We start from the raw sequence: 14,347 nt of genomic DNA, 5'->3' as shown, positions 1-14,347 counted from the left end.
GTTCCAGATCGGCCCGCACCACCCGACGTCCCCCGTGCCGAGGGCATGGGGTGTCCCCCGCAGCGAAATAAAGGAGGAGCCGAAGGCGGGGGACATTCGCGGAGGGGGACACCCTGTGACCTCGGCACGCGTCCCCGCGCGCCGCAAAACGTCAGGCGCAACCGCGCAGCGGAGCCATTGAATGCCGACCACAACTCCTCGCCTGACCGTGCGAAACCTCGGCACCAGCTTCCCCACGGAAGACGGCCTGGTCCGCTCCGTGGCGGAGGTGAGCTTTTCGATCCAGCCCGGCAAGACCACTGCGCTGGTCGGCGAATCGGGCTCGGGCAAGTCGGTCACCAGCCTGACCCTGATGCGCCTCCTGCCCAAGACCGCCAATGCGCAGGTGTCGGGCGAGACCGCCTTCGTCACCCGTGACGGCCGCACGGTCGACCTGCTCGCCGTGCCCGAGCGCGAGATGCGCCGGCTGCGCGGCAACGAACTGTCGATGATCTTCCAGGAGCCGATGACCAGCCTCAACCCGGTCTTCACCATCGGCGAGCAGATCGCCGAGAGCGTTCGGCTGCACAAGGGCCTCGACCGCAAGGCCGCGCTGGCCCATGCGCTGCGCATGCTGGAGCTGGTCGAGATCCCGGCCGCTGCACGGCGCCTGCACGAGTACCCGCACCAGCTCTCGGGCGGCATGCGCCAGCGCGTGATGATCGCGCTGGCCATGGCCTGCGACCCGACGCTGCTGATCGCCGACGAGCCGACCACCGCGCTCGACGTCACCATCCAGGCGCAGATCCTCCAGCTGATGCGCAAGCTCCAGGCCGAGACCGGCATGAGCATCCTGTTCATCACCCACAACCTGGGCGTGGTCGCGCACCACGCCGACGACGTGGTCGTCATGTATGCCGGCCGCGTGGTCGAGCGCGCAACGGTGAGGCCATTGTTTGCATCGCCCGAGCATCCCTACACGCAGGGCCTGCTCGCCTGCCTGCCGGGCAAGGCGCAGGCGCGCGGCGAGGGCCGGCCCAGGCGCCTGTTCGCCATTCGCGGCCAAGTGTCCAGCCCCTTGGCGCCGCCGCCGGGCTGCGCCTTCGAGCCGCGCTGCGACCACGCGATCGAGGCCTGCAGGCAGGCGATGCCGCCGCTGGTCGAGACGCCGGAGGGCCGGCAGGCGCGCTGCATCCGCGTGCCCGTCGCGCCAACACTGGCGAGGGCCGCATGATGAACGCCGCTGCTGCTCCCCTCATCGAAGTGCGAGGCCTAAAGAAATACTTCGGCTCCGGCGAGCGTCCGGTGCGCGCCGTCGACGGCGTGTCCTTCGCCATCTTTCCGGGCGAGACCCTGGGCCTGGTCGGCGAATCCGGCTCCGGCAAGAGCACCATCGGCCGCACCCTGCTGCGCCTGGTCGAACGCACCGAGGGCGAAGTGCTCTACCGCGGCGACGACATCGGCCGGCTCGCCTCCGGCGCACTGCGGCGGCTGCGCAGCAAGCTGCAGATCATTTTCCAGGACCCGTATGCCAGCCTCAACCCGAAGATGCGCATCAGCGCCATCCTCGGCGAGGCGCTGTCCACCCACGGCTTGGCGCCAGGACGCGGCGAGCGCGAGCGGCGCATCGCCGAGCTGCTGGAGACCGTCGGCCTGCGACCCGAGCATGCCAGCCGCTTCCCGCACGAGTTCTCGGGCGGCCAGCGCCAGCGCATCGGCGTGGCGCGCGCGCTGGCGGTCGAGCCCGAGTTCATCGTGGCCGACGAGCCGCTGTCGGCACTCGACGTCTCCATCCAGGCGCAGGTGATCAACCTGCTGGCCGACCTGCGGGAGCGCCTGTCGCTGACCATGCTCTTCATCTCGCACGACCTGGACGTCGTCGAATACCTGTGCGACCGCGTGGTCGTGCTGTACCTCGGCAAGGTGATGGAAGTGGCCGAGACGAGCGAGCTCTTCGCGCGCCCGCGGCACCCCTACACCCGCGCGCTGCTGGCCGCGAGCCCCAGGCCCGATCCGCTGGTGCCCAACGAACACGTCGCGCTCAAGGGCGACATCCCGAGCCCGATGTCGCCGCCTTCGGGCTGCGTGTTCCGCACGCGCTGCCCGCATGCCGTCGAGGCTTGTGCGCAGACCGTGCCGCCGCTCGATGAACGGTCGCCCGGCCATTTCTCCGCCTGCATCCGCAAGGACCTGTTCCCATGACCGCCACCACTGACGACGCACTTCTCGACCCGCTCTTCGACCGCCGCTTCAAGGGCTATCCGCGCACCCGGCCGCCGATGCGGCGCAGCGAGATCGGCCAGGCCGGCTGGCATGTGCTGGCGGGCGACCTGCCGCTGCCCCTGGCCGTGATCAAGCGCGAAGCGCTCGAGCACAACCTGGCCTGGATGCAGGCGCGCGTGCGGCAATGGGGCATCGACCTCGCGCCGCACGGCAAGACCACCATGTCGCCGCAGCTGTTCCGCCGCCAGCTCGATGCCGGCGCGTGGGGACTGACCTTCGCAACGGTCACACAGCTCGCGGTCGGCGTGGCGGCCGGGGCGCGCCGCACGCTGATCGCCAACCAGGTGGTGAACGACGAGGACCTGGCCGGCATCCAGATGCTGCTGCGCGAACACGCCGACCTGCGCGTGGTGTTCCTGGTCGATTCGCAGGCCCAGCTCGCGCTCATCGAGGACTGGGCCGGGCGCCATGACGAGAGCCTGCCCTTCGAAGTGATGCTGGAGATCGGCGTCGAGGGCGGACGCACCGGTTGCCGCACGCGGGAAGAGGCCATCGCCGTGGCCACGGCGCTGCACCGGAGCCCGGCAGTGCGCCTCGTGGGCATCGAGTGCTACGAAGGCCTGGGCGCCACCGGCGAGACCGGCCCGGACACCCGGTACGCCGATGCGCTGATGGACCGTGTCGAGGCCGTGGCGCGCCACTGCGATGCGCAGGGCCTGTTCGAAGGCGGCGAGGTGATCGTCTCGGCCGGCGGCTCGGCCATCTTCGACCTGGTGGCCGGCCGCCTGAAGCCGGCGCTCAAGGCCGGCGTGCGCGGCATCCTGCGCTCGGGCTGCTACGTCACGCACGACCATGGCTTCTACAAGCGCATGCTCCGCGCGGTGGACCAGCGCCTCGGCTGCCCATGCGAAGACGGCGGCGAGAGCCTGCGAGCTGCCATGGAAGTCTGGGCGATGGTGCAGTCGCGCCCGGAGCCCGGGCTTGCCATCCTTGCGGTGGGCAAGCGCGACATCTCCTTCGACCTCTCGCTGCCTGTGCCGATCGCGCGTGCCGCGCGCGGCAGCCTGGCGCCCGAGGCCGTGCCCGCCGACTGGAAGATCACCGGCCTCAACGACCAGCATGCCTACCTGCGCTGGGACGATGCAGCTTCACCGCAGGCGCCGGTGGTCGGCGACCGCATCGGCCTGGGCATTTCGCACCCCTGTACCACCTTCGACAAGTGGCACTGGATGCCGGTGGTGGAGCAGGACTATCGCGTCAGCGACGCGGTGTCGATGCATTTCTGATGGCCATGACGCACTCCCTGCTGCAGAAGGTGGCTGCCACGCGCGGCGGCGCGCCAGCCACGCGCCGCGCCATCCTCGACCTCATCCTCGAGGACCCCGACCGCGTGCTCGAGGAGAGCTTCGAGTCCCTCGCCGAGCGCTCGCGCAGCTCGGTGCCGACCATCATGCGCACCTGCCGCGACCTCGGCTTTGCCGGCCTGCGCGAGTTCAAGCTCGCGCTGGCGCAGGAGCTGGCGCTGGGCGGCTCGCCGCTGCACCGGCGCGTCAACATCGCCGACACGGCGGACGAGGTGGTGGGCAAGATCGCCCGCAGTGCCGCCGCCTCGGTGTCGGGGGTGCGCAGCCAGCTCGACATGGCGGTGCTCGACGCTGCCGTCGGCGCCATCGCCGCGGCGCCTCACGTGGATCTGTACGGGGCGGGCGCCACCTCCTGGTTCATGGCCAACGACCTGCAGGCGCGCCTGTTCCGCCTCGGCCTCTCGGCCAATGCCTGGTCCGACTACCACCTGCAGCAGGTGGCGGGCGCGGCCCAACGGCCGGGCGGCGTGGTGATCGCGATCTCGCACGTGGGCGGCATGCCCTCGCTGCTGGACGCGGTGGACATCGCGCGCGGGCAGGGGGCGAAGGTGGTGGCGCTCACCCGGCCCGGCACGGCGCTCGCGGCGCGCGCCGACTTCCTGCTCGGCCTCTCGGTGCCCGACGACGCGGTGATGCACGTGGGCATCGATGCCTACCTCACGCACCTGACGGTGATCGAGATCCTGACCGTGCTGGTCGCACAGCGCCGCGGCGAGCCCGCGGTGCAGCGGCTGCAGCGCGCGCGCGAGGCTTTCCAGCGTCACGGCATCGATGCCGCCACGCATCCGCTGCAGAGCTGGGACGGCGGAGGGATCAAGCATGGCTGACAGCGGCCATGGCAGCGCCGTCCTGCTCGAAGCGGGGCTGATCGTCGACGGCTCCGGCGGCCCGGGCTGGCCGGGCGACGTGCTGCTGGTCGGCGACCGGATCTCGGCGCTGGGCGAGGGATTGCGAAAGCGCCTGCCTGAAGGGATCGCCGCCGATGCGCTCGAGGTGCTCGACTGCCGCGAAAAGGTGATCGCCCCCGGCTTCATCGACGCCCACACGCACGACGATGCGATCGTGCTGCGCGACCCGCTCAACCTGCCGAAGATCTCGCAGGGCATCACCACCGTGGTCACCGGCAACTGCGGCATCTCGCTCGCGCCGTACCGCACCGCGCAGGCACAGCCGCCGCTCACGCTGCTGGGCATCGATTCCTTCCGGTACGCCGCCATGGCCGAGTACCGCGCGGCGGTCGAGGCGGCGCAGCCGGCGCTCAACGTGGCCGCGCTGGTCGGCCACACCACGCTGCGCTTCGCCACCATGGATGCGCTCGACCGCGCGGCCACGGACGATGAGCGTGCGCGCATGGGTGCGCTGCTCGAGGCGAGCATGCGCGAGGGGGCGCACGGCCTGTCCTCGGGCCTCTTCTACGAGCAGGCCTTCGCCGCGCCCGCCGAGGAAGTGACGGGACTGGCGCGCATCGTGGCGCGCCATGGCGGCGTCTATGCCACGCACCTGCGCAGCGAGATGGAAAGCATCGTCGAGGCCATCCACGAAGCCGGCGACACCGCCTTCGATGCCGGCGCACCACTCGTGATCTCACACCACAAGTGCGCCGGGCCCGCCAACTGGGGGCGCACGCAGGAGACGCTGCCGCTGGTCGATGCCCTGGCCGGGCGGCAGGACATCGCACTCGACGTGTACCCCTACGTGGCCGGTTCCACCGTGCTGCGTGACGACCTGGTCGACGGCGTGATCGACATCCTCATCACCTGGTCCGATCCGCACCCCGGCGTGACCGGCCGCATGCTGGCCGACATCGCGCGCGACTGGGGCGTGGACCAGAAGGAGGCCTGCCGGCGCCTGCAGCCCGGCGGCGCCTGCTATTTCCAGATGAAGGAGGAGGACGTGGAGCGCGTGATCGCCCATCCGCGCACCATGATCGGCAGCGACGGCCTGCCGCACGACCGCCATCCGCATCCGCGCCTGTGGGGCGCCTTCCCGCGCGTGTTCGCGCGCTACTGGCGCGAGCGGCGGCTCTTCTCGCTGGAACAGGCGGTGCACAAGATGACCGGCATGACCGCACGCAACCTGCGCATCGCGGACCGCGGCCTGCTGCGCGCGGGCGCGATGGCCGACGTGGTGGTGTTCGACCCCCGCACCATTGCCGACACCGCCACCTACGACCGGCCGAAGAGCGCCAGCGTGGGGATCGAGCGGGTGTTTGTGAACGGTGCCTGCGCGTTCCGCGGCGGCGAGCCCGAGCCCGAAGTACGCGCGCGCGCGGGGCGGATGTTGCGCCGGGCCGGGTAGGGCCCAGCAGGGCCGATGACCCGCCCGCGCGTGCGGGGCACGCATCTTTGCCGGGTGCTCGCCGGCGTGCCGGCCTGCCCGCTAAAGTGCCGGTCAGCATGCATCTCGCGCCCCGCCTTCTCTCCGGTTTTCGACAAGGCCTTGGAACCACGGCCGTCGCAATGTTGGCCTTGTCCTGCGCGGTCGGCAGCCGCGCCGGCACGCTGTGCCTGGACACCGCGACCCGGTCCGCACCACCGCCCCGCGCCCACGCCCTGGCCGCCGCGGCCCGGCAGGAGCAGGAGGCCTTCGGCGGCCAGGCGCTCGATGCCGAAGGCCGCCTGGTCGAGGCGGGCTATTCCGAAGCCGAGGCGTTGCGCAGGCCGTCGCGCGTTCCGGCGCCTTGGGAGCGCGTCATGGGCTACTGGAGGGCGGTCGATGCGCAGGGTGACCGCCTTCCGAGCCAGGTGGTCTTCGGTGCCTGGCGTCCGGCCAGCCGAAGGCTGCTGCGCCAGGCGCTCGACCAGGCCACCGCGGCCCACTTGCAGGGTCTGGGCGTCGGGCCGGACCAAGGCCTCGCATCGCATGAACTGCGCGCGCTGCAGACCGCCGTCGACCGCGTCGCTGTCATCGATACGCCCTGGTCCGCCGCGTTCGTGAGCTGGCTCGCGCGCGAGGCCGGCCTGGCGCCACAGGAGTTCGTCTTCTCCGAGGCGCACGCCGACTACGCGGGTGCCGCGTGGCAGGCGGGCATCGACGAGGTGCAGGGCCGGCCCACGCCCTATGCCATGCGCGCCTGCGATCTCGCGCGCACGCCGCCGCGTGTCGGCGACCTGGTCTGCCATGCGCGCGGCGCCGATGAAGGCCTCGCCGACTTCGAGGGCCTCGGCCGCATCCTGGCGACGCGCCGCACCGGCGGGACTGCGCTGCCCATGCATTGCGACGTGGTGGTCGGCGTGGATGCCGAGGGCTTCGATGCGATCGGCGGCAACGTGCTGCAGTCCGTGACACTGCGGCGCCTCGCCTTCGCACCCGGCACCCGGTGGCTCGACCCGAGCTATCTGCGCGGCTGCGAAGCCGGCACGCCGTCCTGTGTCGATCGCCACATGAGCCGGCAGCCCTGGTCCTTGCTGCTGCAGTGGCGTTGACGCGAGCTGCGTGCCGCCGTCAGGCGCGCGTCATGGCGCGCGACAGCGCGGCCTGCGGCAGATAGGCGCCAGCCTCCCGCAGCCGCTCCACCAGCGCCTGCGTGTCCAGGTCGCACGCCGGCTGCCCGGTCGCGATCGACTGGGCCGCTGCCGTGCCGGCCGCCTGTCCCATCATGTAGGCCGCCGACTGCGCGCGAATCGATCCGTGCACCTTGGTGTCGCTCGAATGGCAGCGCCCGGCGACCCACAGGTTGTCGGAACCGCGCGGCACCAGGATGCTGTAAGGGATGCCCACGCTGCCGCCGCGGCCGAGGTTGTCCTTGCCGTGGAAGTCCTTCAGGAAGCGCTCGTACTCCGCTTTCGAGGTGTCGGTCGGATGCACGTCGGTCGGGCGGTTGTACACCGCGATCTGATCGGCGAACTGACGGCGGTTGCGGAAGTCCTCGATGCCGAGCTCGAACTCGCCGACGATGCGGCGCGAGTCGCGCACGCCCATCACCGGCGCCGTGGCCTGCAGCTCGAGGTCCTCGCAGCCGGGCACGTACTTCCGGTAGAACTCCAGGTACTCCACCGCCAGCTTGCGGCCGAACACCATGCCGTCGGAGAGGCTGCGGTTGGACAGCGGGTTGAGGTTGAACACATGTCCTGCGTTCAGCGTGGCAGTGCGCTCGCCGATCTTGTTCATGCCGGGCATGAAGCGGTCTTCCTGCGTGAAGTGGCCGTCGGCGATGGCCTGGGCGAGCAGCTCGGTCTTGGTGTGGTTCTTGACTTCGTCGATCCCCCGCCAGTCGCTGCCATAGGCCGGATGGTCCCAGTGCATGCCGCCGAGCAGCGAGCACAGCGTGCTCGGCGCCACGGTTTCGGTGTCGCGCAGCACCACCTTGCACTCGGCGCCCGCGAGCGCGGCGAGCGCGGCATCGCCGGTCGCATCGACGAAGGCGCTTGCACGCACATGACGCAGGCCCTCCACGTTGCTCAGGATCACGCCGTTGACGCGCCGCCCGTCGGTGTCGGCCTCGATCACGCGCGTGAAGAAGCGCAGCTCCACACCGGCCGAGACCGCGAAGTCGTCGAGGATGCGCTTCAGGTGCTCGGGCTTGAACGGCACCCACCGGTTGAGCTGCGCGTGCAGGAATTCGGGCACCACGTGCGGACCGAAGGCCTTCTGGGTCCACATGGTTTCGAGCAGCTCCTTCATGAAGCCCCCGACCAGCATGCGCTCGCCGTCGGCCACCGGCCCGAAGGACGCGACCAGGCCCGAAGTACCCATGCCGCCCAGGCAGCCCGTGGCTTCGACCAGCAAGGTCCTGAGGCCCAGCCGCGCGGCGCACACGGCCGCCGCTGTGCCCGCCGGGCCGCCGCCTGCCACCACGAGGTCGTAGCTGTCGCCGGACGGAATCCGGCGCGTGAAGGTATAGGTGTCGTCGTTCATGGTGATGTCAGTTGGTGGGTGCGCCCAAAGGCTTGGTGACCTCCGCGAAGCGCCGGATCTCGCTCTGGATGAAGGCCTTGAATTCGTCCGGGCCCTGCGGCGAGACCTCGACGCCCATCTCGGCCATGGTCTTGGCGACCTCGGGCATCGCGAGCACCGCAACGATGTCGTCGGCGAGGCGCTGCGCGATCTCGCGCGGCACGCCCACCGGCGCCGCGAAGCCGGCCCAGTTGACGGCCTCGTAGCCCGGCAGCGTCTCGGCGATGGCCGGCCAGTCGGGGTAGAGCGGGCTGCGCTTCGTGCTGGTCACGCCGAGCACCTTGAGCTGGCCGCTCCTCACGAAGGTCTCCGCCGAGCTCGCGACCGAGAAGCCCATGGGGATCTGCTTGCCCACGATGTCGGTGTACATCTTGGCCGCGCCGTTGTAGGGCACGTGCTGCAGCTGGATGCCGGCCATGTGGTTGAGCATCTCGCCTGCGAGCTGCGCGGAAGTGCCGATCCCGTTGGAGCCGAACGAGAGCCTTCCGGGCTGCTTCTTCGCCAGTGCGATCAGCTCGCGGATGTCGCTGGCCGGGAAGTCGGCCGCCGCGACCAGCGCCACCGTGTAGTAGCCCACGCGGGCGATCGGCTGCAGGTCCTTCACGCTGTCATAAGGCAGGTCCTTGCGCTGCACGGCGTTGATGCTGAGCGAGCTGCCGAGCAGGCCCAGCGTATGGCCGTCCGGCGCTGCGCGCGCGGTCGCCTGCGTGCCGATCACCACGCCCCCGCCGGGCTTGTTCTCGATGATGACCGACTGCTTCCAGCGCGCTTCCAGCCGTTCGCCGAGCACGCGCGCGAGCCGATCGGCCGCGCCGCCGGGGGGCTGGGGCAGGTAGATGCGCACCGGCTTGCTCGGAAAGCCCTGCGCGCGCAGCGTGGGGGCCAGGGCCATCAGCGCCGCGGCCTGCAGCAGGCGGCGGCGCGCGGGGCCGATGCTCGTCTTCTTCATGGCTTGTCTCCGTCTTCTGTTCCTCCCGGCGCGGCGGGAGTCGTGCTCATTGTTCGGTGCACACCGATAGCCGGCAAATGAAAAGACATGGCCATGCCTTAACCTTTGGTTATGAACCTGCGCCACATGGAAGTCTTCCGCGCCGTCATGCTCACCGGCAGCGTGGCCGCGGCCGCCGAACTGCTGCACGTTTCGCAACCCGCGGTAAGCAAGCTGCTCGCACATGCGGCGCGCCAGAGCGGGCTGGTGCTGTTCGAGCGCGTCAAGGGCCGCCTCGTGCCCACGTCCGAGGCGCAGCAGCTCCATGCCGAGATCGAGAATCTGTGGCGCGGCGTCGAGCGTGTGCGCGATGTCTCGCGAACACTGGCCCGACCCGAGACCGGCACGCTGCGCCTGGCCGTCTCGGCCAGCCTGGCCTCGTACCTTGCGCCGCGCGCCATCGCCCTGCTTTACGAACGCTTTCCGCTGCTGAAAAGCCGCATCGAAGTGCTGGTGTCGCCCATCATGGTCGATGCGCTGCTCGACCATTCAGCGGATCTCGCGATCGGCCTGCTGCCCAACGAGCATCCGAACCTGGTGACCGTCAAGAGCTACGCCTGCGGCCTGGCCTGCGTGATGCGCGAGGACCATCCGCTGGCTGCAAAAACCCTGGTCACGCCGGTCGACCTGCGCGGCCGGCGCGTGATCACCTCGCCCGCCGGCACGCCGTACGGCCAGAGCCTGCGCCGCGCCTACGGCAAGGCGGCCGCGCAGTTGCGCCTTGACATCGAGGTGCGCTCCGCCACCACCGCCTGCTGGTTCGCCCAGGCCGGCGCCGGCATTGCCGTCATCGATCGCGCCGCCGTGGCCGGCCAGTCTTTCACCGGGCTCGCAGTGCGGCCCTTCAAGAGCAGCGAAAGGCTGGAGGTTCGGATCATCCGCAACCGGTACCGGCCGATGTCGGTGGTGCAAGAGGCCTTCTGCGACGTGTTCAATCGTGTGTGGGACGAGGCGTTCAAGACGCTTCCACAACCGCGAATCCAGCGCTGACTGCGAAGAAGCGCCCGTCAGGCTGCGATCGAATAGCCCCCGTCGACGGGAATCGCCGTGCCCGTCACGAAGTCGGAGGCGCGGCTCGCCAGGAACACCGCGATCCCCGCCAGGTCCTCCGGCGCACCCCAGCGCCCGGCCGGCGTGCGCGCATTCACGCGGTCTTCCAGGCCCTGCACCAGGGTGCGTGCGCCGTCGGTCAGCTCGGTGCGGATCCAGCCGGGCAGCACGGCGTTGACCTGGATGTTGTCGGGTGCCCAGGAGGCCGCCATGGAACGCGTCAGCTGCACGACCCCGCCCTTGCTCGCGCCGTAGGCCGGCGCATAGGGAGCTCCGAAGATCGACATCATCGAGCCGATGTTGATGATCTTGCCGCCACCGGCCTTCTTCAGATGCGGGTAGGCGGCGCGGCAGCACAGGAAGGCGCTGGTGAGGTTGGTGTCGATCACCGCGTGCCACTCGGACAGCGCGAGCTGGTCGACGGGCTTGCGCACGGTGGTGCCGGCGTTGTTGACCAGGATGTCGACCCGGCCGCAGCGCGCAGCCGCTTCGTCGACCAGCCGCTGCACCGAGGCTTCGTCGCTCACGTCGCCGGCCAGTGCGAAGCTGTCGCTGCCCAGGGCGCGCAGCGCCTCGACCGCACCGGCCGATTTTTCCGCGTTGCGCGCCGCGATCACGACGCGTGCGCCCGCCTGCGCCAGGCCTCGCGCCATGCCCAGGCCGATGCCGCCATTGCCGCCGGTGACGAGCGCCGTCTTGTCTTTGAGATCGAACATGAAGCGAGTATGGCCCGCGTCGGGGCGCGCATCCTCCCTCAGAGGATGCGGTTGAACCAGAGCAGCGAAAGCCCGGCCGACAGCAGCGCCAGCACCGCGGCGCCGAGGGCGAACAGGGCCGAGATCTCGGTTTCCTTCTTCTCGACCGTGAGCCGCGAGCTCAGCGTGTTGTAGACCTTGGTGAGGTCGGCCGCGGTACCCGCGTAGTAGTACTCGGCCTGCGTCTTGTTGGCGATGGCCTTGAGCGTTTCCTCGTCGAGGCGCACGCGCATCGACCAGCCTTCGAAGCCGATGGTCTCGCCGTCCACCGTGCCGATGCCTACCGTGTAGACGCGCACCCCGCGCTCGGCCGCGACCTTGGCCGCGTCGAGCGGATCGACGCCGGTGGTGCGCTGGCCGTCGGTCAACATGATGATGGCGGCCGAGGTGTAGGAGCCGGGCGCGACCGGCGTGAATTCCTTGGGTGGCGGCTTGCCGGCCTGGTCGAGGGGCACGCCGCGCGTGCGGCTGTTGCTGTTGCTGGAACTGCTGCCGTTCGGGCCGAAGTTCGCGATGTCGATCCCGGCATCGGGGAACAGGGTGGCGAGCGAGACGACGATGGCGTTGCCGGTCGCCGTGGCGCGCTGCAGCTGGAAGGAGTCGATCGCCTGGACCAGGTCCTCGCGATTGGTGGTGGGCAACTGCGCGACGTTGGCACTGCCCGCGAAGGCGACGATGCCGACCTTCACGTGGCGCGGCAGGTCCTTCAGGAAGGCCTTGGCCGCTTCCTGCGCTGCCACCAGCCGGTTGGGCTGGACGTCGGCCGCGCGCATGCTGCCCGACACGTCCATCGCCAGGATGATGGTCTGCTGGTTGGAAGGCAGCACCACCACCGCCATCGGCCGCGCGGCGGCGATCAGCATCGCGACCATCGCGAGCAGGAACAGGGCGGGCGGAATGTGGCGCCGCACGCTCTGGCGCACGCCCATCGCCTCGCGCACGATCGAGAGGCTCGCATAGCGCAGCGCCAGCTTCTTCTTGCGCCGCAAAAGCCAGACATAGAGCAGCACCAGCAGTGGCACGGCGGCCAGCAGCCAGAGAAATTGAGGCCAGAGGAAGTTCATGCTGCCACCGCCTTGGGCTGGGACGAGCCGGCGCGCACGCGGCGCTTGCGCATGTCGGCAAAGCGCACGATCGCTTCCACCAGGTCGTCGTTGGTCGAGAGTTCGAGCGTGTCGACGCCCACCTTGGCCAGCGTCTCGCGCAAGGTGTTTTCGCGCTCGGCGGCGAGCCGGGCGAAGCGCTTGCGGAAGCCGGCGTCGTGCGTATCGACCCAGAGCTGCTCGCCGGTCTCGGCGTCGGTGAGCGGCACCAGGCCGAGGTCGGGCAGGTCGAGCTCGAGAGGATCGAACAGGCGCACGGCCACGACCTCGTGGCGCCGCACCAGCTGCGCCAGCGCGCGGTCCCAGCCCGGCTCGCTGAGGAAGTCGGACACCACGAACACGGTCGAGCGGCGCGGCATCAGCACGGCCGCCGACTTGAGCAGCTCGGCCAGGCGGGTCATGCCTTTCTGCCTGGGCTGGTCCTTCTCGGCGGGGCGGCGTTCCATGGCGTGCAGCAGGTGAAGCACGTGGCGCCGGCCGGTGCGCGGCGGAATTACGGCTTCGACATCGTTGCCGTAGACCAGCGCGCCGACGCGGTTGCCGTGCCGCGTGAGCAGGCGCGCGATCACGCCGACGAAGCCGGCCGAGATTTCGCGCTTGGCCTTGCGCCCGGAGCCGAAATCGACCGAACGGCTCAGGTCGAGGATGAACCACGCCGCCATCTCGCGGTCTTCGGTAAAGACACGCACGTGCGGCGTCTGCAGGCGGGCCGTGACGTTCCAGTCGATATGGCGCACGTCGTCGTGGTGCTGGTACTCGCGCAGGTCCGCCAGGTCGAGGCCGGTGCCGCGCATCAGGGTGCGGTAGTCGCCCTGCAGCAGGCCGTCGAGCCGGCGCACCACGGTCCACTCGAGCCGGCGCAGCGCGCGCTCGGCGCCGCCGGACGCGGCCTCGGCAGCCGCGGCCAGTTCGTCGTTGGCCGCTGGGCGGCGGCTAGGCCACCAGTTTTTCATGCTCGAGCGGCTTGGCCGGCGGCGGCACGGCCCGCATGATGCGGTCGATCAGGCCATCGGGGGTGAGGCCTTCGGAGAGGCCCTCGTAGGAGAGCGTCACGCGGTGCCGCAGCACATCGGGGACCAGCGCCGTCATGTCTTCGGGCAGCGCATAGCTGCGGCCGCGCAGCAGCGCCAGGGCGCGCGCGCCTTCGGTCAAGTTGATGCTGGCACGCGGGCTGGCGCCGTACGTGATGAAGCGGCGCATGTCCTTGAGCCCGTGCCGCTCGGGCGTGCGCGTGGCCGACACCAGCCGCACCGCGTACTGGATGAGCGAGGGATCGACGTACACCTGCCGCGCCTCGGCCTGCAGTGCGGCGAGCTGGTCGGTGGTCGCGACCGCGCTGGCCTCGACGGGAGGGCCGATGACGCGCTCGACGATCACGAATTCTTCCTCGTCGGTGGGGTAGTCGACCAGCACCTTCATCATGAAGCGGTCGACCTGGGCTTCCGGCAGCGGATAGGTGCCCTCCGTCTCGATGGGGTTCTGCGTTGCCATCACCAGGAAGGGGCGCGGCACGCGGTGGGTCTCGCCTGCAATCGTGACCTGCCGCTCCTGCATCACCTCGAGCAAGGCACTCTGTACCTTGGCTGGCGCACGGTTGATTTCGTCCGCCAGCAGGAGGTTGGCGAACACCGGGCCCAGGGAGGTGCTGAATTCGCCGGTCTTCTGGTTGTAGATGCGGGTGCCCACCAGGTCGGCCGGCACCAGGTCGGGCGTGAACTGGATGCGCTTGAAGCGTCCGCGCACCGCGTCGGCCAGCGTCTTGACGGTGAGGGTCTTGGCGAGGCCCGGCACGCCTTCGACCAGCAGGTGCCCGCCTGCCAGGACTGCCACCATCACGCGTTCGAGGAAGCGGTCCTGCCCGACGACGACCCGCTTGACCTCGTAGAGGATCTGCTCCATCAGCTCGGCGGTGGTGGCGGAAGACGATGGGCTCGATTCGTTCTCTGTGCTCATGCGGTGCTTTCTTGGGGCTGGGCCAGGGGGAGGAAG

At 70.2% G+C, this 14,347-nt stretch carries 13 protein-coding genes; 7 read left to right on the top strand and 6 right to left on the bottom strand.

Annotated elements, in window-relative coordinates; all coding sequences use genetic code 11:
- The first annotated feature begins 181 nt into the window (after nucleotides 1-181).
- The 6 genes from E5CHR_RS24935 to E5CHR_RS24910 all read left to right on the top strand — a co-directional run bounded on the left by E5CHR_RS24935 (nucleotide 182) and on the right by E5CHR_RS24910 (nucleotide 6,991).
- The gene (locus E5CHR_RS24935) at nucleotides 182-1,213 is read left to right on the top strand and encodes an ABC transporter ATP-binding protein (RefSeq protein WP_162582321.1); all 1,032 of its coding nucleotides are present in this window, start codon (nucleotides 182-184) and stop codon (nucleotides 1,211-1,213) included.
- A complete protein-coding gene (locus E5CHR_RS24930; RefSeq protein ID WP_174255741.1) occupies nucleotides 1,210-2,181 on the top strand; it encodes an ABC transporter ATP-binding protein in 972 nt (323 codons plus the stop codon). The genes E5CHR_RS24935 and E5CHR_RS24930 overlap by 4 nt, the downstream gene beginning before the upstream one ends.
- A complete protein-coding gene (locus E5CHR_RS24925; protein WP_162582320.1) occupies nucleotides 2,178-3,488 on the top strand; it encodes an amino acid deaminase in 1,311 nt (436 codons plus the stop codon). Before E5CHR_RS24930 ends, E5CHR_RS24925 begins: the two co-directional genes overlap by 4 nt.
- A 5-nt stretch (nucleotides 3,489-3,493) precedes the next feature.
- Entirely contained in the window at nucleotides 3,494-4,393 is a 900-nt protein-coding gene (locus E5CHR_RS24920; protein ID WP_162582319.1) for a MurR/RpiR family transcriptional regulator, read from the top strand.
- The gene (locus E5CHR_RS24915) at nucleotides 4,386-5,864 is read left to right on the top strand and encodes an N-acyl-D-amino-acid deacylase family protein (protein WP_162582318.1); all 1,479 of its coding nucleotides are present in this window, start codon (nucleotides 4,386-4,388) and stop codon (nucleotides 5,862-5,864) included. The genes E5CHR_RS24920 and E5CHR_RS24915 overlap by 8 nt, the downstream gene beginning before the upstream one ends.
- Nucleotides 5,865-6,025: 161 nt before the next feature.
- Nucleotides 6,026-6,991, top strand: a complete 966-nt coding sequence (locus E5CHR_RS24910) for a DUF2272 domain-containing protein (protein WP_162582317.1) — start codon at nucleotides 6,026-6,028, stop codon at nucleotides 6,989-6,991.
- Between the two features lie 19 nt (nucleotides 6,992-7,010).
- Here the strand turns inward: E5CHR_RS24910 and E5CHR_RS24905 are convergent, their stop codons facing one another.
- A complete protein-coding gene (locus E5CHR_RS24905) occupies nucleotides 7,011-8,423 on the bottom strand; it encodes an FAD-dependent oxidoreductase (protein WP_162582316.1) in 1,413 nt (470 codons plus the stop codon).
- A gap of 7 nt (nucleotides 8,424-8,430) precedes the next feature.
- A complete protein-coding gene (locus tag E5CHR_RS24900; protein WP_162582315.1) occupies nucleotides 8,431-9,411 on the bottom strand; it encodes a tripartite tricarboxylate transporter substrate binding protein in 981 nt (326 codons plus the stop codon).
- 126 nt (nucleotides 9,412-9,537) lie between these two features.
- On the opposite strand from E5CHR_RS24900, the gene E5CHR_RS24895 reads away from it, so the two are divergent.
- Entirely contained in the window at nucleotides 9,538-10,440 is a 903-nt protein-coding gene (locus E5CHR_RS24895; RefSeq protein WP_232062185.1) for a LysR family transcriptional regulator, read from the top strand.
- Nucleotides 10,441-10,457: 17 nt separating this feature from the next.
- Here the strand turns inward: E5CHR_RS24895 and E5CHR_RS24890 are convergent, their stop codons facing one another.
- From E5CHR_RS24890 to E5CHR_RS24875, 4 genes are read right to left on the bottom strand one after another with little or no spacing between them, the layout of a single operon-like run.
- Entirely contained in the window at nucleotides 10,458-11,216 is a 759-nt protein-coding gene (locus tag E5CHR_RS24890) for an SDR family NAD(P)-dependent oxidoreductase (protein ID WP_162582313.1), read from the bottom strand.
- Between the two features lie 38 nt (nucleotides 11,217-11,254).
- Nucleotides 11,255-12,319 carry a VWA domain-containing protein gene (locus E5CHR_RS24885; protein ID WP_162582312.1) on the bottom strand — a complete coding sequence of 355 codons (1,065 nt, stop codon included), beginning with the start codon at nucleotides 12,317-12,319 and terminating at the stop codon, nucleotides 11,255-11,257.
- Nucleotides 12,316-13,311, bottom strand: a complete 996-nt coding sequence (locus tag E5CHR_RS24880) for a DUF58 domain-containing protein (protein ID WP_162582311.1) — start codon at nucleotides 13,309-13,311, stop codon at nucleotides 12,316-12,318. The genes E5CHR_RS24885 and E5CHR_RS24880 overlap by 4 nt, the downstream gene beginning before the upstream one ends.
- Nucleotides 13,292-14,311: an AAA family ATPase gene (locus tag E5CHR_RS24875; protein WP_162582310.1), complete on the bottom strand. Its 1,020-nt coding sequence runs from the start codon at nucleotides 14,309-14,311 to the stop codon at nucleotides 13,292-13,294. The genes E5CHR_RS24880 and E5CHR_RS24875 overlap by 20 nt, the downstream gene beginning before the upstream one ends.
- Nucleotides 14,312-14,347 lie beyond the last annotated feature (36 nt).

The sequence above is a fragment of the Variovorax sp. PBS-H4 genome (genome assembly GCF_901827205.1).
In the GTDB taxonomy this organism is placed as follows: Bacteria; Pseudomonadota; Gammaproteobacteria; order Burkholderiales; family Burkholderiaceae_C; genus Variovorax.
The sequence above is the reverse complement of the archived record's forward strand: the minus strand, read 5'-3'. Positions and strand labels throughout refer to the sequence as shown.